Below are 16,548 nucleotides of genomic sequence, written 5' to 3'. Positions count from 1 at the left end.
ACAGGCGGGCGATGCCGCGCGCATAGAGCGCGTTCCAGTTGCCAGCGCCGGTCTGACCTGCAGTCACGGCAGAAAAACCGCCGCCGCTGGCTTGTGCTGCGTTGCGCAGCAGGGCCGCGCTCTCGGCAGGCAAACCCGGCAGGGCGAGGACGAACAGCGGCAAGCGGACGCGGTGCAAAGACTCGCCCTCCGCGCTGGCGTCGAAGTCTGCGGGCACCGGAACACCTGCACCGGCCAGCAGCAGCACGGCGCCGCGTTCGCCTTCGGCTTGCTGTTGCAGGCGTTGGCGCGCGAGGGCGAGCAGGCCGGGCAGCGCGGCGGAAGCGGGCGTGCCGGTGAACACTTCGGGGCGGGCCTGCTGCGTGGCATGAGCGAACAGGGCGGGGTCATCGGTCGGCGGCAGCAATTGCGCTGCGCCCACTGGTCCGCCCAGACGCGCTGCGCCATAAGCGATCAGGCCGAGCCGTTCGCCGCGCAGTTGCGGCCACAGCGCGGCCAGCAGCAGGCGCTGCTGCTCCAACGCGGAAATGGGCGCTGTGGTCGGTACTGCGGCTGCGGTGCCGGCATCCATCAGCACCATGACGGCGATGCGGTGCAGGCCGCCCACCGCGCTGCCGCTCACCGGCTGGCGCGGACCGGCTGCGGCGGTAGCGAGTAGCGCCCACAGCAGCAGGTCGAGCGCCAGCGAGCGCCGCAGGCGCTGCCGCGAGGGCAGAAGGGTGGCGAAGGGCAGCAGCGCGGCGTCGGCATAGGCCAGCGCCCCGGCGCGCACGCTGCGGGCGCTCCACAGCCGCAGCGCAGCCAGCAGCAGCGGCACCGCCAGCAGGGCAAAGGCCCAGGGGCGTGCCCAGAACCAGGGCTGGGTCCAGAGCGCATCCCAAGTCGTCATTTGCGGCTCCTGGGTGCGGCGCCCTCAATCCACATCGCCAGCAACCACAACGCCGCTCCGGCAAGCAAAGGCCAGAGGAACAGCGCCTGCACGGCCCGGCGCGTGGGCGGGGGATACAGCCGGGGGTTGAGCGCGCCGATGTCGCGCACCGCCGCCTGTTGCGCCCCGGCGCTGGCGGCGAAGTAGAACCGTCCGCCGGTGGCTTCGGCGATGAGGCGCAGATCGGGCTGCGGCCCGGCGTAGGCGGGCACGGTGTAGGAACGCCCGGGGTCGGATGCAGTGCCGACTTCGACGGTGTAGATGCGCACGCCCATGTGCCGCGCCAGCGCCACAGCGTCGGCCGGGCTGATGGAGCCGGTATTGCTCGCCCCGCCATCGGTGTAGAGGATGAGAATAGGCTTCAGGTCGAGCTGCAGACGCACCTGCCGCAGCCCCAGTGCGATGGCGTCGCCTAAAGCGGTGTCGGGGCCGAGCTGACCCACGGCAAGCAGCCCGGCCATCTGGCCCGCAGCACGCGCGTCGAAGGTGGGCGGCAGCAGCGTGGCGGCATGGCTGCCGAAGGCCACCAGCGCGAAGCGGTCGCCCTGCCGCGCGCGGGCGAAGTCGGCAAATACGCGCTGGGCCACGGCCAGCCGCGAGGCGGGCTTGCCCGCCCAGGTGAGGTCGTGCAGGCTCATGGTGAGCGAGGTGTCGAGCAGCACCACGATGTCGCGGCCCTCGGGCGCGGCGGCGATCCATGCGCCTTCGCGCTGCGGCTGCGCCAAGGCGAGCACCAAGGCCAGCAGCGCCAGCGCGCGCAGCACAGGCGCGAGCCGGGGCTTGCGGCGCGGCGGCGGCGCTTGCAGCAGGCCGTGCAGATCGGGGTGCAGCAATTGGGGCGCGGGCACGGTCTCGCTCTGTCGCGCGCGCCGCGCCGCCAGCAGCGGCAAGACCGCCAGTGGCAACAGCAGCAAGGCCAGCGGCTGCGCCCACTGCAAAGCGGCCAGGCCCGAAGTGAGGTCGGCCCAAGCGGTCATTTGACGCCCCTGTGCGCAGCGTGCTGCAAACTGCGTGCGAAGGCCGCCTGCGCGCGCGCTCTGCCCCACCAGGCGGCGCGCAGGGCTTGGGTGGCGGCGGATTCGAGCGTCTGCGCAGCGGCTTTCAGGGTGACCGACGTTTCTGCGCTGGCCGGGGCAAAGCGCAGGGCGTCGAAGGCAGTGCGCAGGGGCTGCGGCCAGTCGGTCTCAGGCAAGACGAGGCGCAATTGCGCGGCCAGATGCGTTGCCAGTTCCGTCGTCAAACGCGTGGTCTGCGGCCCTTGCGTTTCGCGTTGCAAAACCGCGCGAGCCTGCGCCCGCAGCAGCCGCCATGTCCGCCCGCGCCTCCAGCCCAGCACGACCCAGACGCACAGCGCTAGCGCAAAGACCAGCGCCAGCCACGGCAGCGGCGTCTGCCACCACGGCGCTGGCGGCAGCGGCGCTGGCGGAGGGGGCGGAAGAATGTCGGCGAGCGCGGCCAGACGATCCATCACATCCCCGCCACGCGCAGCGCCCGCAGCACGGCGGCATCGCTCTGATCGACTCCGGCGGCTATGCAGCGCAGGCCGCGGGCGCGCCAGCGGGCCAGCAGGGCGGTTCGGTGCTGCGCTGCGCGTTGCGCAAAGGCGGCGCGGGCTGCCGCATCGGGCCAGGGGCCAGATTGCTGGCGCGCCAGATCGACGAAGACGGCACGCTCCAGCGCGGCGTCTGCAGGTAGGCCCGCTTCGACCGGATCGGTCACGCGCAGCAGCAGCACTTCGGCGCGGCTGCGAAGGGCCCAGAGCGCGGCGTCGATGTCGGGGGCGTCCCACCCCGCACCGTCACTGGCGAGCAGCACGCGTGCGCCTTCGGGCAGGGTGCGCGCCAGACGCAGCGCCCATGCGGCGAAAACACCGGCTGAGGTTTCAGGCGCTTCGGCGAGGTGATCGGGTTGCAGCGCTTCGATGCGTTCCTGCTGCAAGCACTGCGCCAGGCGCTGCACCGCCGACAGACCGCGCCCGAGTTCTGCGCTGCGCAACGGCCCGCGCCAAAGGCTCAGGCCCACAGCACCGGCGGCGCCTTCGGCCGCAAGGGCTTGCGCGGCGCAGGCCAGCAGCAGCATGCGCGCGGCCTGTTCGGCCTTGGTACGCACGCGGGTGCCGAAGACCATGCCCGGACGCAGGTCGAGCAGCAGATGCAGCGCCGGTGCGTGCTCTTCGCGGTGCACCTTCACATACGGCCTGCCGGTGCGCGCGAGCAGGCGCCAGTGCAGATCGCGCAGATCGTCACCGGGCTGATAGGCGCGGCTTTCGGCATAGTCGAGCCCGCGCCCCGTCCAGCGGGAGAGGCTGTCGCCCGCTGCGCGCTGCGATACCGGCTGAGAGGCCGCGGCGAGACGCAGCCCGCGCGCCCGGGCGATCAGGGCTGCGGCGTCCGCCGCCAGCAGCAAGGGACGCGAAGCCTGCGGTTCTTGGCGGTCTTGCGCTTCGCCCCGCCAAATTGCGGACATCGCCTTCACGTCAGTCCAGCGCTCAAGGCCACTGGGTGGCGGCCAGCAGATCGGCGATCAGCGCGTCGCAGCTCACCGCGCGCAGCCCGGCGTCGAGCGAGAGCACGATGCGGTGGCGCAGCACGTCGGTCGCCAGCGCCATGACGTCGTCGGGCAGCACGAAGTCGCGCCCGCGCAGATAGGCCAGCGCCCGCGCGGCAGCGCTAAGCGCCAGCACCGCACGCGGAGAAGCGCCGGCCGCCACCACGCCTTCCATGCCCGCCAGGCGCTGCTGCGGCGCGCGGGTGGCGCGCACCAGATCGACGATGGCGCGCTGCAGGCTCTCGGCCACATGCACCTGCAAAACCTCCTGGCGCGCAGCGAGCACGGTGGGTACGTCCACCGCCGGCGCCGGGCCGCCGCCCAGACTGCGCGCCGGGTCGCTGGCCTGCAGATGCAGTTGCAGAATGCGCAGCTCTTCATCGGCCGCCGGGTAGTCCAGCCGCACATGCAGCAAAAAGCGGTCGAGCTGGGCTTCGGGCAGGGCATAGGTGCCCGCCTGTTCGAGCGGATTCTGCGTGGCCAGCACGAAGAACAGCGGCGGCAGCGCGTAGCTCACGCCGCCCACGGTGATCTGCCGCTCCTGCATGGCTTCGAGCAGCGCCGACTGCACCTTGGCCGGCGCGCGATTGATCTCGTCGGCCAGCACGATGTCGTGAAACAGCGGCCCGCGCACGAAGCGCACCGTGCCCTCGGCAGGGTTGAACACCTCGGTGCCGGTGAGATCGCCCGGCAGCAGATCGGGGGTGAACTGCACCCGCTGGAAGCTGGCATGCACCCGGCTGGCGAGCGCCTTGACCGCCGTGGTCTTGGCCAGCCCGGGCAGCCCTTCGAGCAGCAGATGGCCGCCGGTGAGCAGGCCGATGACCAGACGGTCGAGCAGCGCCGCCTGGCCGACGATGTCGGCGCTGAGTTGCTCGCGCAAGGCGGCTACTTCGGTCTGATGCGGGTAGGTCATCGTATTTGTGGAATTGAGCACATGCGCATGCGCTGATCGTAAAGATGCCAACCGCTTGCGACGCAGCGGAGAAACCCTGTTGACCTACATTCGCGTGATCGTTAGATTGTTTTCATGAACTCACGCGAACTCAAAAACCATCTGTATGAACAAGTCGCCCGCATCGGCGCGGCCGTGTCCAGCCCCAAGAGGCTGGAGTTGCTGGAACTGCTGGCGCAAGGCGAAAAGCCGGTGGAGGCGCTGGCGCGCGAAGCCGCGATCGACATCAAGCTCGCCAGCGCGCATCTGCGCGTGCTCAAGGGCGCGCAGCTGGTGCAGGTGCGCCAAGACGGCAAGAGCCGCATCTATCGCCTGAGCGGCGCCGACGTGGCCGCGCTGTGGGTGGCGCTGCGCAGCGTGGCCGAGGCGCATGTGGCCGATCTGCAGGTGGTGATGCAGCGGCTGTTCTCCGGCCCCGAGCGTCTCACGCTGGAGAGCAGCCAGACCCTGCTGGACAAGGTGCGCAAGGGCGATGCGGTACTGATCGACGTGCGCCCGGAGGCCGAATACCGCACCGCGCATCTGCCCGAGGCACGCTCGCTGCCGCTGCCCGAGCTGGAGGCGCGGCTGCGCGAACTGCCGCGCGGCAAGGAGATCGTGGCCTATTGCCGCGGGCCGTTCTGCGTGATGTCCGACGCGGCGGTGAAGCTGCTGGTCGAACGCGGTTTTCGCGCCAGAAAGATCGCCGAGGGCGTGCCGGAATGGCAGGCCGCCGGGCTGCCACTGGAGCAGGACTTCGCGCCCTGACAGCGATGCGCCGCGCGATGTCCCCTCCGTCCGCAAGCCGCTTGGGTGCCGCCGATCTCAGCGCACCCGCCCCACTCGAACCCTACCTGCAGGGCATCCGCATCAACCTGCACCAGTTCATCTGGCAGGCGGTGCAGGTGGCTTTCGTCGGCCTGGTCATCGGCATGGAGCGCAATGTGCTGCCGGTGGTGGCGCAGCAAGACTTTGGCGTGCCCAAATCGTCCTTTCTCTACCTGATGAGCTTCATCATTTCGTTCGGGCTGGTGAAAGGAATGCTCAATTTCGTCTCCGGGCGCCTTTCCGAGCGCATCGGGCGCAAGCCGGTGCTGGTGATGGGCTGGCTGGCATCGTCACCGGTTATCTGGCCTCTATCTACGGCCCACGCCCGCCCTGCTGGGTTTCGCCCTGCTGGTGATCGCCAAAGGGCTGGCTGCACATCCCTCTTCGCTGCAGGTATTCGCCTTCGTCTCCTTTCGCCACCCCACGTTTTCCGCGCTCTGTCAGGCCGGGGTGGCCAACAAGGTGGCCGACACCCTGCTGTGGGTGCTGTTTCCGCTGTATCTGCACGGTCACGGACTGAGCGTGGTGGACATCGGCTGGATCACCGGGGTGTATGGCCTGAGCTGGGGCGCGTCTCAACTCTGGACCGGGCCGCTGTCAGACCGCGTTGGCCGCAAGCCCACCATCGTTTCCGGGCTATGGCTGCTGGCCGCAGGCGTCGCGGCGGTCACGCTGGTGTCGGGCACGCTGGCCTGGCTGGCTGTCGCCGTGGCGATGGGCGTGGGCATGGCGCTGCTCTACCCCAACCTCATCGCCTCGGTGGCCGACATTTCGCACCCGAACTGGCGCAGTTCCTCGCTGGGCGCCTACCGCTACTGGCGCGACACCGGCCATGTCCTGGGCGCGCTGGTGCTGGGTGGCATTGCGCAGGTAGCCGGGCTGATCGCCCCCGCGTTCTGGTTCACCGCAGCGTTGCTCTCGGCGTCGGGGTTTTGGGTGCTGCTGCGCGCGCAGGAAACTCACCCGCGACTTACTTCACCGTCACCGTCCCGATCATGAAGGTGTGCACCGCGCAGTGGTAGGGAAAGCTGCCGGGCTTGTCGAAGGTGTGGCTGAACGATTTGCCCGGTGCCAGCACGCCCGAGTCCCACAGCTTGGTGTCGCTGGTCGTGGTGTGGCCGAAGGCATCGTCGTTGGTCCAGGTCACCGTGGTTCCCGGCGCGATCGCCACACTGTCGGGATGAAAGTTCATGCCCTTGATTTGAATCTGCACCGTGGCCGCCAACACGCAGCACGGCCAGACGAGCAAGGCGAGAATCGCGGTTCTGATGAACGGTCTGCGCATGGCAAGCTCCTGATGAGCCGTTCAAATTAGGCGCACCGCCGCAACGTCGCAACAAGGACATTCCCCATGCCCGACGATCAACCCCCTCGCACGCCGCCGCCGGAGGCAACCGCGGCGATCTTCCTCGCGTTCCTGCGGCTGGGGCTCACGGCGTTCGGCGGACCGATTGCGCATCTGGAATATTTCCGCCGCGAGTTCGTCGAGCGGCGCGGCTGGCTTTCAGCGCAAGCGTATGGCGATCTGGTGGCGCTGTGCCAGTTCCTGCCTGGCCCGGCGAGTTCGCAAACCGGCATCGGGCTGGGGCTGATGCGCGGCGGTTTGCGCGGCGGGCTGGCCGCCTGGCTGGGCTTCACCCTGCCTTCGTCGCTGGCGATGACCGCCTTCGCCTTGTTGTTGGCGCACCTGGGCGGGCTGGCCCACGGCGGCTGGCTGCATGGGCTCAAACTGGTCGCCGTCGCCGTGGTGGCGCAGGCGCTCTGGGGCATGGGCCGCAGCCTCTGTCCCGACAGGGAACGTGCCAGCCTGGCTGTGGCTGCTGCGGTGCTGGCCGCGCTCATGCCCGGCGTCACCGGGCAACTCGCTGTCATTGCTCTCGGCGCGGTGGTCGGGCGCTGGCTGCTGCGCCCCCCGGTGGAAGCGGTGCATGCGCCGCTGCAGGTGTCGCTGCGTCATCGCAGCGCCGTGGTGCTGCTCGCCGCGTTCGGCGCGCTGCTGGTCGGCCTGCCACTGCTCGCGGCTGCGCTGCATCAGCCCGCGCTCGCGCTGTTTTCCAGCTTCTATCAGTCCGGCGCGCTGGTGTTTGGCGGCGGCCATGTGGTGCTGCCGCTGCTGCAGGCCCAGGTCGTCCCGGCAGGGATGGACAACTCCACCTTTCTCGCAGGCTACGGCGCGGCGCAGGCCGTGCCCGGGCCGCTGTTCACCTTCGCCGCCTTTCTGGGCGCCGCTTCGGCACAGGGACCGGGTGGCTGGCTGGGCGCGGGCGTGGCGTTGCTGGGCATCTTTCTGCCCAGCTTTCTGCTCGTGGCCGGCGCCCTGCCGCTGTGGAACGGCCTGCGCCGCCACCCCGCCATGCGCAGCGCCCTGATGGGCATCAACGCCGCCGTCGTCGGCCTGCTGCTGGCGGCGTTCTACGACCCGGTGTGGACGGTAGCCATTCACACGCCGCGCGATTTCGCCCTAGCGCTGGCCGCGCTCTTGCTGCTGCAAGTCTGGAAGGTTCCGCCGTGGGCGGTGGTGGTCGGCGGTGCAGCAGTCACTGCGATTCTGGGCTGGGGGTGATTCCCCGCGCCGGCTTGCACCGCCGCCGATGTGCACTTTTTTGAAGCCGGGCGCCGATTGCGCCAGTTTTGGGCGATAGTTGCGTTTCCCGCTCACTGCTGCATCTCGCCGCCATGTACGTCCCCTCCCACTTCGCCATCGCGCAGCCGGATGATCTGCACCGCATCCTTCGCGACAATCCACTGGGCATCCTGGTCACGCAAACCGGCGACGGGCTCGATGCCAACCACCTTCCCTTCGAGTTCGATCCGGCGCAGGGTTTGTTGGGCACGCTCATCGGTCACGTGGCCCGCGCCAATCCGGTGTGGCAGCAGTGCGGGAACGGCGCAGAGGTGATGGTCATCTTCCGCGGCGCCGAGGGCTATATCTCGCCGAGCTGGTACCCGAGCAAACATGAGACCCACCGCCAGGTTCCCACCTGGAACTATGAAGTCGTTCATGCCCACGGTCATCTCACCGTCCGCGACGATGAAAAATTCGTTCGTGGCGTGGTGGCGCGCCTGACGCGCACGCACGAGGCGCAAGAGCCCAGACCGTGGAAGATGGGCGACTCCGCACCCGAGTACATCGACGCCATGCTCCAGTCCATCGTGGGCATCGAAATCGCCATCACCCGCCTGCAGGGCAAGGCCAAGCTGAGCCAGAACCGCGAATTGCGCGACCGCGAAGGGGCGATCGATGCATTGCGCCAGCGCGGCGGGGACCAACTGGCTGAAGCGATGCGGAAGTCGCTTGAGGGTTCATCGCGCTGAAGGCGCTAAAAGCCAGCGATTGCCATCAAACCCAGGACGACGAACAGCGTGCCGGCGAGGAATTGGCCGATCTGCAGCGATCGTCCGGCTGGTGCCAGGCGTGCGCGCAGCGGGTGGGCAAGCAGGATGCAGAACACGTCGGCCACGGAGAACAGCAGATTCGCGCATGCGCCCAACAGGAAGAGTTGCCAGCCGAGCCCGAGCGACGCGCCGGGGTCAGTGAACTGCAACAGGAACGCGAGGTAAAACAGCGCGGACTTGGGGTTCAATGCTTCGATGAGCGCGCTCGACGAGACCACGTTGCGCGGCACGTCGATCGCCACATCCCGCTTGACGGGCATGCGCATCCGCTGGATGCCGAGCCAGATCAGGTACGCGCCGCCGACCACCTTGAGGGCGTGATAGAGCAGCGGCGACGTCTTCAGAATGGCGACCGCGCCCAGTGCGACGACGGCAATCTGAAACAGGGCGCCAAGATGGATGCCGAGTGCGGACAAAAAGCCGGTTCGCCGACCATGCTGGAGCGTCAGCGACACGTTCTGCAGCAGGGCAGGTCCCGGAATGAAGCCAAAACCCAGACAGGTGACGCCGAAGATCACCGCCTTCTCGGGCGACATCAGACCGCCTCTTTTATCGCAGCGAGGATCGCGGTCCGGTCCAGCTTCATCGCACTTCTCACGCCTCGCCCACCAGCGCCCGCGCGAACGCCCCTGCATCGAAGGGCTGCAGGTCATCCAGACCCTCGCCGACGCCGATGAAATACACCGGCACCGGCCGCTCGCGGGCGATGGCCGCGATCACTCCGCCTTTGGCGCTGCCGTCGAGCTTGGTGATGACCAGGCCGGTGAGACCCAGCGCATCGTCGAAAGCGCGAACCTGGGCCAGAGCGTTCTGGCCGTTGTTGGCGTCGATCACCAGCAGGATTTCGTGCGGTGCGCCGTCCATCGCCTTGGCTGTTACGCGTTTGACTTTTTTCAGTTCTTCCATGAGGTGAAGCTGGGTGGGCAGGCGGCCGGCCGTGTCGACGATGACCACGTCCGTCTCGCGCGCCTTGCCTGCGCTCACGGCGTCGAAGGCCACGGCGGCCGGGTCGCCGCCGTCTTGCGAGATGACTTGCACCTGATTGCGCTGCCCCCAGGCGACGAGCTGTTCGCGCGCCGCGGCGCGGAAGGTGTCGCCTGCGGCCAGAAGCACTTTTTCATCGGCGCGCAGCAGGTGCTGGGTGAGCTTGCCGATGGTGGTGGTTTTACCCGCGCCGTTCACGCCCACCATCATCAGCACGGTGGGGTTCTGGCGACCGATGTCGAGCGGCTTTTGCAGGGGACTGAGCAGATCGGCCAGCGCGTCGGCGAGCAGGCCGCGCACCTGAGCCGGCGTTTCGGCGCGGGCCGATTTCACGCGCCGGCGCAGATCAGCCAGCAGCGCGGTGGTGGCGGGCATGCCGGCGTCGGCCATGATGAGGGCGGATTCGAGTTCTTCATACAGCGCTTCGTCGATCTTGCTGCCGCCGAACAGGCCGCTGATGCCCGAGCCGGTTTTGCGCAGGCCGGAGCGCAGGCGGCTGAACCAGCCGGAAGTCGGCTGCTCTTCGGCGACGAGCACGACCTCCTGCGATGGCTCGGCCTCAGACATCGGCGCCGCGGCGGGCTCCACGGCCGGCGCGGCTTCAGCGGGCGCATCCAGTTGCAGTGCGGCAAGCGCGGTGATCGCCTCCGGCGCAACCTCGACCGTCACCTCGGGCGCGGCGGTTTCGGGAGCGGATTTGCGTTTGAAAAAGCGGAACATGGACGGCCGATCGAAGAAAAGAGGACGGGATGATGCGCGACAGACTCCTACAATTTACCTGCCCATGAATACCCAGTCTCCAGGCCATCGCGCCCCAAGCCCTTCCGTCCGCCCCCGCCGCGCGCATAGCGGTGAAGTCCGCATCATTGGCGGGCTGTGGAAACGCAGCAAACTCGCCGTGCCCGACCTGCCGGGCCTGCGCCCCACGCCAGACCGCGTGCGCGAGACCGTGTTCAACTGGCTCGGCCAGACGCTCGCCGGTCTGCGCGTGCTCGATCTCTACGCAGGCAGCGGCGCACTCGGGCTGGAAGCGGCCTCGCGCGGCGCGGTCTCGGTGTTGCTGATCGAACAGCATCCTCGCTGCGTGGCCGCGATTGCCGCCGCCGCGCAGCGCCTCGGCGCGACACAGGCGCAGGTGCGAGGCGCCGATGCGCTCTCCTCCGCGCACAGCCTGGCGCGCGCAGGCGAACGCTTCGACATCGTGTTCATCGACCCGCCCTATGCCAGCGCGCAACAACTCGCCGCGCTGCAGGCGGTGCAGCCGCTCGTTGCATCACAAGGTCTGGTTTATGTGGAAACCGATACGGCCGAGCTGTTCGATTCGCTGCAAACCCAAGGCTGGACGCTCTGGCGACGGGGTCGTGCCGGTCAGGTGCACTTCGCTTTGCTGCGCCGCAACACTGCAGACGCACTGGTGACGCAAAACCCCTAAACTGCGCTTCCTTTCCACGCTTACGGCCATTGCCATGCTGCTCGCCATCTACCCCGGCACCTTCGATCCGCTCACGCGCGGCCATGAAGACCTGGTGCGCCGCGCCAGCAAGTTGTGCGACAGGTTGTTGGTCGCCATCGCCGCCGGTCACCACAAGAACGCCATGTTCACCCTGGACGAACGGCTGGACATCGCCCGCGAGGTGCTCTCGCCCTATCCCAACGTTGAAGTCAGCGGCTTCACCGGACTGCTGCGCGATTTCGTCGTGGCGCGCGGCGCCCAGGTGGTGGTGCGCGGGCTGCGCGCGGTCAGCGACTTTGAGTACGAATTCCAGATGGCCGGCATGAACCGCCAGCTCATGCCCGACGTGGAAACCCTGTTCCTCACCCCTGCAGATCAGTACCAGTTCATTTCCGGGACGTTCGTGCGGGAAATCGCCATGCTCGGAGGCGACGTGAGCAAGTTTGTGGTTCCCTTGGTCATGGAGCGGCTGCAGGCCAAGGTGGCCCAGCGGCGCACCGCCCCGACCTGAAGATCATCATGGCCCTGTGGATCACCGACGACTGCATCAACTGCGATGTGTGCGAGCCCGAATGCCCGAATGAGGCAATTTTCATGGGCCCGGAAATTTATGAAATCAACCCCGACCGCTGCACCGAGTGCGTGGGACATTTCGACACGCCGCAATGCGTGCAGATCTGCCCGGTGAACTGCATTCCGGTGCGGCCTGACCGTGTGGAAAGCAAAGATCAGTTGATGGAAAAGTATCGTCAGCTGACCGCGGCGAAAGCGCCCGTTTCCTGAAAGTCCCGCCCCGCGTCAAGGTACGGCGTTGGTACGCGGCGGAATGACCACGCGGCGTTCCCGAGTTTGTTGAAGCCGGTGTTTGTTGCGCGCTGCGTGGGCTTTCTCAGCCGCCCTTTTCGCTTTTTTAGCCTCGCGCTGCTGCAAGGCCAGTTGGCGCTTTTGCTCGCGCTGGGCCGCAGCCGCTCTCCGCTGCTCTTGCGCCGCCTGCGCCGCGCGTTCCTGGTCGCCGACATCGAGCAGCGCATTCAGCCGCTGCTGCTGCACTTGGGCTTGTTCGCGTTGTTCGGGAGTACGGCCGTCTTGAGTGGGAACGGTCTGGCCCGATCCGCAAGGCTGGTGCGAATAGGTGTTTCCGCAACGCCAGACGGGTTCGGCGGAGTGCTCGGCGGTTTGGGCCCCGGCGGATACGGCGCCCAACGCCATCAACACACCCACGCCGAACCGCGCCAGATTGCGCATGGCTTCAGCCCTTCCCCGGCTGGGCCGAGGCGGCCGACTTGCCGCCGTCGCTGCGGTTGCTGCGATGAAGCTGCATCATCGCCGCTTCGAACTCGCCTTTGAGCAGTTGCGGCAGCACCGCCTGCGATTGCTCCATGGCCTGCTCGATCAGCTTCAGCTCGGATTGCGGCGGCTTACCCAGCACGAAGCCGATCACCGCGCCCCGGTCGCCCGGATGGCCGATGCCCAGACGCAGACGCCAGAAATTGGGCGTGCCCAGATGGGCGATGAGATCACGCAGACCGTTGTGTCCGGCGTGGCCGCCGCCCAGTTTGAGCTTGGCCTGGCCCGGCGGCAGATCGAGTTCGTCATGCGCCACCAGAATGTTCTCCGGCGCGATCTTGTAGAAGCGGGCGAACGCACCGACGGACTGGCCGGAGCGGTTCATATAGGTGCTGGGCTCTAGCAGCCAGAGCTCGCGGCCGCCCAGGCGCACACGCGCGACATCGCCGAAAAATCCGCGCTCGGGCTTGAGGCTGACGCCCGCGGCGGTGGCGATCTGATCGACCAGCCAGAAGCCGGCGTTGTGGCGGTCGAGGGCGTGTTCCGGTCCGGGATTACCCAGGCCGACGAGAAGCTGAATCATGCGAAATCCACAGGGAGGGAGATGCTCATTCTCCGCGCGGCTGACGCTGGAGCAGACCACTGAGCGCGGCCTGCGGCGTGAGTTTGCCGTCGAGCAAACGGCTCACCGCTTCGGTGATCGGCATGGATACGCGGTGCGCGCGGGCGAGTTGCAAGGCCGTCTGCGCGGTATGCACGCCCTCGGCCACATGGCCCAGCGTGGCCACGATATGGTCGAGCCGCTGCCCCTGCGCCAGCGCCAGGCCGACGCGACGGTTGCGCGACAGATCGCCGGTGGCGGTCAGCACCAGATCGCCCAGACCGCTCAGGCCCATGAAAGTATCGGTCTGCCCGCCCAGCGCCACGCCCAGGCGCGAGAGCTCGGCCAGCCCACGGGTGATGAGCGCCGCGCGCGCGTTGTGGCCCAGGCCCATGCCGTCACTCACCCCGGTGGCGATGGCCAGCACATTCTTCACAGCACCGCCCACCTCCACACCGACGACATCGGGCGTGGCGTAGATGCGCATTGCTCCGTGATGCAGAGCCGCCACGGCCGACTGGCGCAGCGCGGCGTCGGTGCTGGCCAGAGTGAGCGCCACGGGCAGACCGCGAGCGACCTCCAGCGCAAAACTCGGACCGGACAGCGCGCCCGTCGCCGGAGGCGCATCCATGCCAGCGAACACGGCGTCGATCACCGCATGCGGCAGCAGACCGCTGCCCTGCTCGAAGCCCTTGCACAGCCAGACCAGTTGCTGCACGCGCGCGCCCTGCGGCTTGTCGGCGTTGAAAATCCGCACCGCCTGCGCGGCGGCCCGCAGGCCGGAGACCGGCACCGCCAGCAGCAGCAGACCGTGGGGACCGGCCGCGTGGCGCAGCGCGGCGTCGAGGTCGGCCGAGACGGTCAAAGCCGGCGGCAAAGGCACATCCGGCAGATAGGCGGCGTTGACCCGCTCCGCCTGCAAGCGCTGCATCTGCGCCGCGTCGCGCCCCCAGAGCAAGACGGCCTGATGCGCCGCGATCTGACAGGCGATGCCCGTGCCCCAGGCACCGGCGCCGAGCACAGTCAGAGAGCGAGGCGGTTGCGACGACATCAGACGCAAAAACGATCAGAAAAGATCAGTTCAGGCGGTCGGGCGTGATGATGGAAGGCGCGTCATTGGCGGCCTGCTGTTGCGCCTGTTGCTGCTCGTACATGGCCTGGAAGTTGATTTCGGCCAGATGCACCGGCGGAAAGCCCGCGCGGGTGATGACGTCGGCCAGATTGGCGCGCAGATACGGATAAACGGTCTGCGGGCAGGCAATGCCCAGCAGCATGTCGGCATGTTCCTGTGGAATGTTGCGCAGCTCGAAAATACCGGCCTGCTTGCCTTCCACCAGAAACAGCACGCGATCCTGCATGCGGGCCGTGATGGTCGCCGCCACGGTGATTTCGAACAGCCCCTCGACCACGGGCTGCGCTTCCACGCTCATCTGCACATCCACATTGGGCTGCTGTTGCTCCAGCAGGATTTGCGGCGAATTGGGCTGCTCCAGCGACAGGTCTTTCAGATAGCAACGCTGCAGCATGAAAACCGGATCGGCCGACTGCGTGTTCTCGGGGGTGGCGCTCATCAAAAATTCTCCATGGAAAAAAGCCCGCAGGATGCGGGCGTCGATTGATTGCGGCTGATTCTAGGCCCGCCTCATGACAGGCCTGCCAGACCCACTGGCCAGCCGGGCTCTTGACTGAGCCGAGCGGGCTTCAGGCGGCGTCGCGCAGCAGGGGCATCAGCCCGCCCCGGGAGTCGAGGGCGTAGAGCTCGTCGCAACCGCCCACATGGATGTCGCCGATGAAGATCTGCGGCACGGTGCGCCTTCCGGTGGACGCCATCATGTGCTGGCGCTGACCCGGATCGAGATCGATACGGATTTCTTCAATGTCCACAACACCGCGTTTCTGCAACAGCGCCTTGGCGCGGATGCAATAGGGACAGACGGCAGAGGTGTACATGCGAACCTTGTTCATACGAGAGTCATCCTTTTTCAACCGGCAGCCCGGCTTCGCGCCAAGAGCGCATCCCGCCCGATACCGCCGCAGCGTTCACAAAACCCTGCTTGCGAAGCTGCGCCGCGGCACGCTTGGCACGCATGCCCGACGCGCACATGATCAGTACGGGCGTGTTTTTGTCTTTGGGGAGATCACTCAAGCGCTTGTCGAGCTGGCCCAGCGGAATGCTCTTGCTGCCCACGGCGTGACCGGCCTGAAATTCATTGGGCTCGCAGACGTCGATCATCACGCCCTTTTCGCGGTTGACCTTGAGCACGGCCTGAGCCGCACTGACGCCATCCGACCCGGACGCGCCGCCATAGGAACTCCACAGCAGCATGCCGCCGGAAGTCAGGGCAATGAGCACGAGCGCCCAGTTTTCGATGAGGAACTGCACTTGAGTTTTCTCCTTGAGATGATTGAATTCTAAAAAATCAAATCTGCTTGCGCTGATGTATGGTTTTGTTCCAGACGACACATGGCGGGCGCACGGCGTAGATTGCTGCAGTGCAGCGACATTTTGCAGGTGGACTACTATTGTCCCCGTCCCGCATTGTTTCACTCCTTCGCACTTCGAGACCTCCCATGTACAAACTCGTCATGCTGCGCCACGGTGAATCCACCTGGAATCAGCAAAACCGCTTTACCGGCTGGACCGATGTCGATCTGACCGAGCAAGGCATCCGCGAAGCCCGCGCCGCCGGACGGCTGCTCAAGGAACTGGGTTTCGGTTTCGACCTGACCTATACCTCGGTGCTCAAGCGCGCCGTGCGCACCCTGTGGCTGTCGCTCGACGAACTCGACGCCATGTGGCTGCCCGTCGTGCACACTTGGCGGCTCAACGAGCGCCACTACGGCGCGCTACAAGGTTTGAACAAGGCGGAAACCGCCGCCAAATACGGCGACGAACAGGTGCATATCTGGCGTCGCAGCTACGACACTCCGCCCCCGCCGCTCGACGAAACCCACCGCGTGGAACTGGCCGCCGATCCGCGCTATGCCCGCCTCAAACCCGAAGAGCTGCCGCTGACCGAGTGCCTGAAAGACACCATCGCACGGGTTCTGCCGTTCTGGCACGAGTCGCTGGCGCCGGCCATCAAGGCGGGCAAGCGCACGCTGGTGGTGTCACACGGCAACTCCATGCGCGCCATCATGAAGTACCTGGAAAACATCTCGGACGAAGACATCACGGGGCTGAACATCCCCAACGGCATTCCGCTGGTGTACGAGCTCGACGCCGATCTCAAGCCGCTGCAGCGCTATTACCTCAACGCGGCGGGCGGCAAGGTCTGATTTCCGGCCCTCGTGCTTCGTGTCTAACAGGGCCTGTTGAGGCTATTCCGCAGACGCCCTGCGGGAAGTGCGGTGCTCGCGCCACAAAAATGGCGCAACCCCTATACTGCCCGCTCTTTTAGCAGACACTCCGTTTGACCCACCATGGCCAGTAAATTTCGAGTCGCAGCCTGGGTTGTCGTTGGCGCCTTCACTGGCATCATGGCGACCCTGCAAGTCCAGGCCTTAGCGCGCAACACCGTTTCGCCGCTTCCGCTGGAAGAACTGCAGCAGTTCGCTGCCGTGTACGGGCTGATCAAGGCCGACTTCTT

At 67.1% G+C, this 16,548-nt stretch carries 21 protein-coding genes and 1 pseudogene; 8 read left to right on the top strand and 14 right to left on the bottom strand.

Annotated features, from left to right (window positions below; genetic code table 11):
• The 5 genes and pseudogenes from AC2VLV_RS10980 to AC2VLV_RS10960 all read right to left on the bottom strand — a co-directional run.
• Positions 1-889, bottom strand: a pseudogene (locus AC2VLV_RS10980) (hypothetical protein); the annotation flags it as partial.
• Entirely contained in the window at positions 886-1,905 is a 1,020-nt protein-coding gene (locus AC2VLV_RS10975; RefSeq protein WP_486990020.1) for a VWA domain-containing protein, read from the bottom strand. The gene AC2VLV_RS10975 and the pseudogene AC2VLV_RS10980, both read right to left, overlap by 4 nt.
• Positions 1,902-2,396 (bottom strand): hypothetical protein, encoded by a 495-nt coding sequence (locus AC2VLV_RS10970; protein ID WP_486990019.1) that lies wholly within the window; start codon positions 2,394-2,396, stop codon positions 1,902-1,904. The genes AC2VLV_RS10975 and AC2VLV_RS10970 overlap by 4 nt, the downstream gene beginning before the upstream one ends.
• Positions 2,396-3,394 carry a DUF58 domain-containing protein gene (locus tag AC2VLV_RS10965; RefSeq protein WP_486990018.1) on the bottom strand — a complete coding sequence of 333 codons (999 nt, stop codon included), beginning with the start codon at positions 3,392-3,394 and terminating at the stop codon, positions 2,396-2,398. The genes AC2VLV_RS10970 and AC2VLV_RS10965 overlap by 1 nt, the downstream gene beginning before the upstream one ends.
• A 22-nt stretch (positions 3,395-3,416) precedes the next feature.
• Entirely contained in the window at positions 3,417-4,391 is a 975-nt protein-coding gene (locus tag AC2VLV_RS10960; protein ID WP_486990017.1) for an AAA family ATPase, read from the bottom strand.
• A gap of 114 nt (positions 4,392-4,505) precedes the next feature.
• Between AC2VLV_RS10960 and AC2VLV_RS10955 the strand changes: the two genes are divergently transcribed.
• On the top strand, positions 4,506-5,177 hold the full coding sequence (locus AC2VLV_RS10955) for an ArsR/SmtB family transcription factor (RefSeq protein WP_486990016.1): 672 nt from the start codon (positions 4,506-4,508) through the stop codon (positions 5,175-5,177).
• 411 nt (positions 5,178-5,588) lie between these two features.
• Complete coding sequence (locus AC2VLV_RS10950; protein WP_486990015.1) at positions 5,589-6,236, top strand: MFS transporter; 648 nt, start codon at positions 5,589-5,591, stop codon at positions 6,234-6,236.
• On the opposite strand, the gene AC2VLV_RS10945 is transcribed toward AC2VLV_RS10950, so the two are convergent.
• A complete protein-coding gene (locus AC2VLV_RS10945) occupies positions 6,208-6,522 on the bottom strand; it encodes a cupredoxin domain-containing protein (RefSeq protein WP_486990014.1) in 315 nt (104 codons plus the stop codon). The genes AC2VLV_RS10950 and AC2VLV_RS10945 overlap by 29 nt on opposite strands.
• 66 nt (positions 6,523-6,588) lie before the next feature.
• Between AC2VLV_RS10945 and chrA the strand changes: the two genes are divergently transcribed.
• Positions 6,589-7,800, top strand: a complete 1,212-nt coding sequence (gene chrA, locus AC2VLV_RS10940) for a chromate efflux transporter (RefSeq protein WP_486990013.1) — start codon at positions 6,589-6,591, stop codon at positions 7,798-7,800.
• A 113-nt stretch (positions 7,801-7,913) separates the two neighbouring features.
• The gene (locus AC2VLV_RS10935) at positions 7,914-8,552 is read left to right on the top strand and encodes an FMN-binding negative transcriptional regulator (protein WP_486990012.1); all 639 of its coding nucleotides are present in this window, start codon (positions 7,914-7,916) and stop codon (positions 8,550-8,552) included.
• A 5-nt stretch (positions 8,553-8,557) separates the two neighbouring features.
• Here the strand turns inward: AC2VLV_RS10935 and AC2VLV_RS10930 are convergent, their stop codons facing one another.
• Positions 8,558-9,169, bottom strand: a complete 612-nt coding sequence (locus tag AC2VLV_RS10930; RefSeq protein WP_486990011.1) for a LysE family translocator — start codon at positions 9,167-9,169, stop codon at positions 8,558-8,560.
• A gap of 58 nt (positions 9,170-9,227) precedes the next feature.
• The gene (gene ftsY, locus AC2VLV_RS10925) at positions 9,228-10,337 is read right to left on the bottom strand and encodes a signal recognition particle-docking protein FtsY (RefSeq protein WP_486990010.1); all 1,110 of its coding nucleotides are present in this window, start codon (positions 10,335-10,337) and stop codon (positions 9,228-9,230) included.
• A gap of 64 nt (positions 10,338-10,401) precedes the next feature.
• On the opposite strand from ftsY, the gene rsmD reads away from it, so the two are divergent.
• From rsmD to AC2VLV_RS10910, 3 genes are read left to right on the top strand one after another with little or no spacing between them, the layout of a single operon-like run.
• Complete coding sequence (gene rsmD, locus AC2VLV_RS10920; RefSeq protein ID WP_486990009.1) at positions 10,402-11,049, top strand: 16S rRNA (guanine(966)-N(2))-methyltransferase RsmD; 648 nt, start codon at positions 10,402-10,404, stop codon at positions 11,047-11,049.
• Positions 11,050-11,083: 34 nt separating this feature from the next.
• Positions 11,084-11,581, top strand: coding sequence for a pantetheine-phosphate adenylyltransferase (coaD, locus tag AC2VLV_RS10915; RefSeq protein ID WP_486990008.1), 498 nt, complete (start codon positions 11,084-11,086; stop codon positions 11,579-11,581).
• Positions 11,582-11,589: 8 nt separating this feature from the next.
• Positions 11,590-11,853: a YfhL family 4Fe-4S dicluster ferredoxin gene (locus tag AC2VLV_RS10910; protein ID WP_013122481.1), complete on the top strand. Its 264-nt coding sequence runs from the start codon at positions 11,590-11,592 to the stop codon at positions 11,851-11,853.
• A 15-nt stretch (positions 11,854-11,868) separates the two neighbouring features.
• Here the strand turns inward: AC2VLV_RS10910 and AC2VLV_RS10905 are convergent, their stop codons facing one another.
• The 6 genes from AC2VLV_RS10905 to AC2VLV_RS10880 all read right to left on the bottom strand — a co-directional run bounded on the left by AC2VLV_RS10905 (position 11,869) and on the right by AC2VLV_RS10880 (position 15,341).
• Positions 11,869-12,315, bottom strand: coding sequence for a hypothetical protein (locus tag AC2VLV_RS10905; RefSeq protein WP_486990007.1), 447 nt, complete (start codon positions 12,313-12,315; stop codon positions 11,869-11,871).
• Positions 12,316-12,319: 4 nt separating this feature from the next.
• Positions 12,320-12,940: an aminoacyl-tRNA hydrolase gene (pth, locus tag AC2VLV_RS10900; protein WP_486990006.1), complete on the bottom strand. Its 621-nt coding sequence runs from the start codon at positions 12,938-12,940 to the stop codon at positions 12,320-12,322.
• Between the two features lie 25 nt (positions 12,941-12,965).
• Positions 12,966-14,009 carry an NAD(P)H-dependent glycerol-3-phosphate dehydrogenase gene (locus AC2VLV_RS10895; protein ID WP_486990005.1) on the bottom strand — a complete coding sequence of 348 codons (1,044 nt, stop codon included), beginning with the start codon at positions 14,007-14,009 and terminating at the stop codon, positions 12,966-12,968.
• Positions 14,010-14,034: 25 nt separating this feature from the next.
• Entirely contained in the window at positions 14,035-14,529 is a 495-nt protein-coding gene (secB, locus tag AC2VLV_RS10890) for a protein-export chaperone SecB (RefSeq protein WP_486990004.1), read from the bottom strand.
• 130 nt (positions 14,530-14,659) lie between these two features.
• The gene (gene grxC / locus AC2VLV_RS10885; RefSeq protein WP_486990003.1) at positions 14,660-14,923 is read right to left on the bottom strand and encodes a glutaredoxin 3; all 264 of its coding nucleotides are present in this window, start codon (positions 14,921-14,923) and stop codon (positions 14,660-14,662) included.
• 7 nt (positions 14,924-14,930) lie between these two features.
• A complete protein-coding gene (locus AC2VLV_RS10880; protein WP_486990002.1) occupies positions 14,931-15,341 on the bottom strand; it encodes a rhodanese-like domain-containing protein in 411 nt (136 codons plus the stop codon).
• Positions 15,342-15,529: 188 nt separating this feature from the next.
• Here AC2VLV_RS10880 and gpmA point away from each other — a divergent pair, with 188 nt between their 5' ends.
• Positions 15,530-16,237, top strand: coding sequence for a 2,3-diphosphoglycerate-dependent phosphoglycerate mutase (gene gpmA / locus AC2VLV_RS10875; protein WP_486990001.1), 708 nt, complete (start codon positions 15,530-15,532; stop codon positions 16,235-16,237).
• Positions 16,238-16,548: the final 311 nt, after the last annotated feature.

The sequence above is a fragment of the Thiomonas sp. TH-17 genome (genome assembly GCF_057473305.1).
Note: the sequence above shows the minus strand (reverse complement) of the source record. Positions and strands in the feature narration are given on the sequence as shown.

What these genes read in the sequence shown, in the direction of transcription:
- AC2VLV_RS10945 (WP_486990014.1), bottom strand. Translation starts at nt 6,522, where the DNA reads ATGCGCAGACCGTTCATCAGAACCGCGATTCTCGCCTTGCTCGTCTGG.
- AC2VLV_RS10935 (WP_486990012.1), top strand. Translation starts at nt 7,914, where the DNA reads ATGTACGTCCCCTCCCACTTCGCCATCGCGCAGCCGGATGATCTGCAC.
- AC2VLV_RS10960 (WP_486990017.1), bottom strand. Translation starts at nt 4,391, where the DNA reads ATGACCTACCCGCATCAGACCGAAGTAGCCGCCTTGCGCGAGCAACTC.
- chrA (WP_486990013.1), top strand. Translation starts at nt 6,589, where the DNA reads ATGCCCGACGATCAACCCCCTCGCACGCCGCCGCCGGAGGCAACCGCG.
- AC2VLV_RS10975 (WP_486990020.1), bottom strand. Translation starts at nt 1,905, where the DNA reads ATGACCGCTTGGGCCGACCTCACTTCGGGCCTGGCCGCTTTGCAGTGG.
- ftsY (WP_486990010.1), bottom strand. Translation starts at nt 10,337, where the DNA reads ATGTTCCGCTTTTTCAAACGCAAATCCGCTCCCGAAACCGCCGCGCCC.
- AC2VLV_RS10970 (WP_486990019.1), bottom strand. Translation starts at nt 2,396, where the DNA reads ATGGATCGTCTGGCCGCGCTCGCCGACATTCTTCCGCCCCCTCCGCCA.
- pth (WP_486990006.1), bottom strand. Translation starts at nt 12,940, where the DNA reads ATGATTCAGCTTCTCGTCGGCCTGGGTAATCCCGGACCGGAACACGCC.
- AC2VLV_RS10955 (WP_486990016.1), top strand. Translation starts at nt 4,506, where the DNA reads ATGAACTCACGCGAACTCAAAAACCATCTGTATGAACAAGTCGCCCGC.
- AC2VLV_RS10895 (WP_486990005.1), bottom strand. Translation starts at nt 14,009, where the DNA reads ATGTCGTCGCAACCGCCTCGCTCTCTGACTGTGCTCGGCGCCGGTGCC.
- gpmA (WP_486990001.1), top strand. Translation starts at nt 15,530, where the DNA reads ATGTACAAACTCGTCATGCTGCGCCACGGTGAATCCACCTGGAATCAG.
- rsmD (WP_486990009.1), top strand. Translation starts at nt 10,402, where the DNA reads ATGAATACCCAGTCTCCAGGCCATCGCGCCCCAAGCCCTTCCGTCCGC.
- AC2VLV_RS10905 (WP_486990007.1), bottom strand. Translation starts at nt 12,315, where the DNA reads ATGCGCAATCTGGCGCGGTTCGGCGTGGGTGTGTTGATGGCGTTGGGC.
- AC2VLV_RS10930 (WP_486990011.1), bottom strand. Translation starts at nt 9,169, where the DNA reads ATGTCGCCCGAGAAGGCGGTGATCTTCGGCGTCACCTGTCTGGGTTTT.
- secB (WP_486990004.1), bottom strand. Translation starts at nt 14,529, where the DNA reads ATGAGCGCCACCCCCGAGAACACGCAGTCGGCCGATCCGGTTTTCATG.
- AC2VLV_RS10910 (WP_013122481.1), top strand. Translation starts at nt 11,590, where the DNA reads ATGGCCCTGTGGATCACCGACGACTGCATCAACTGCGATGTGTGCGAG.
- coaD (WP_486990008.1), top strand. Translation starts at nt 11,084, where the DNA reads ATGCTGCTCGCCATCTACCCCGGCACCTTCGATCCGCTCACGCGCGGC.
- AC2VLV_RS10965 (WP_486990018.1), bottom strand. Translation starts at nt 3,394, where the DNA reads ATGTCCGCAATTTGGCGGGGCGAAGCGCAAGACCGCCAAGAACCGCAG.
- grxC (WP_486990003.1), bottom strand. Translation starts at nt 14,923, where the DNA reads ATGAACAAGGTTCGCATGTACACCTCTGCCGTCTGTCCCTATTGCATC.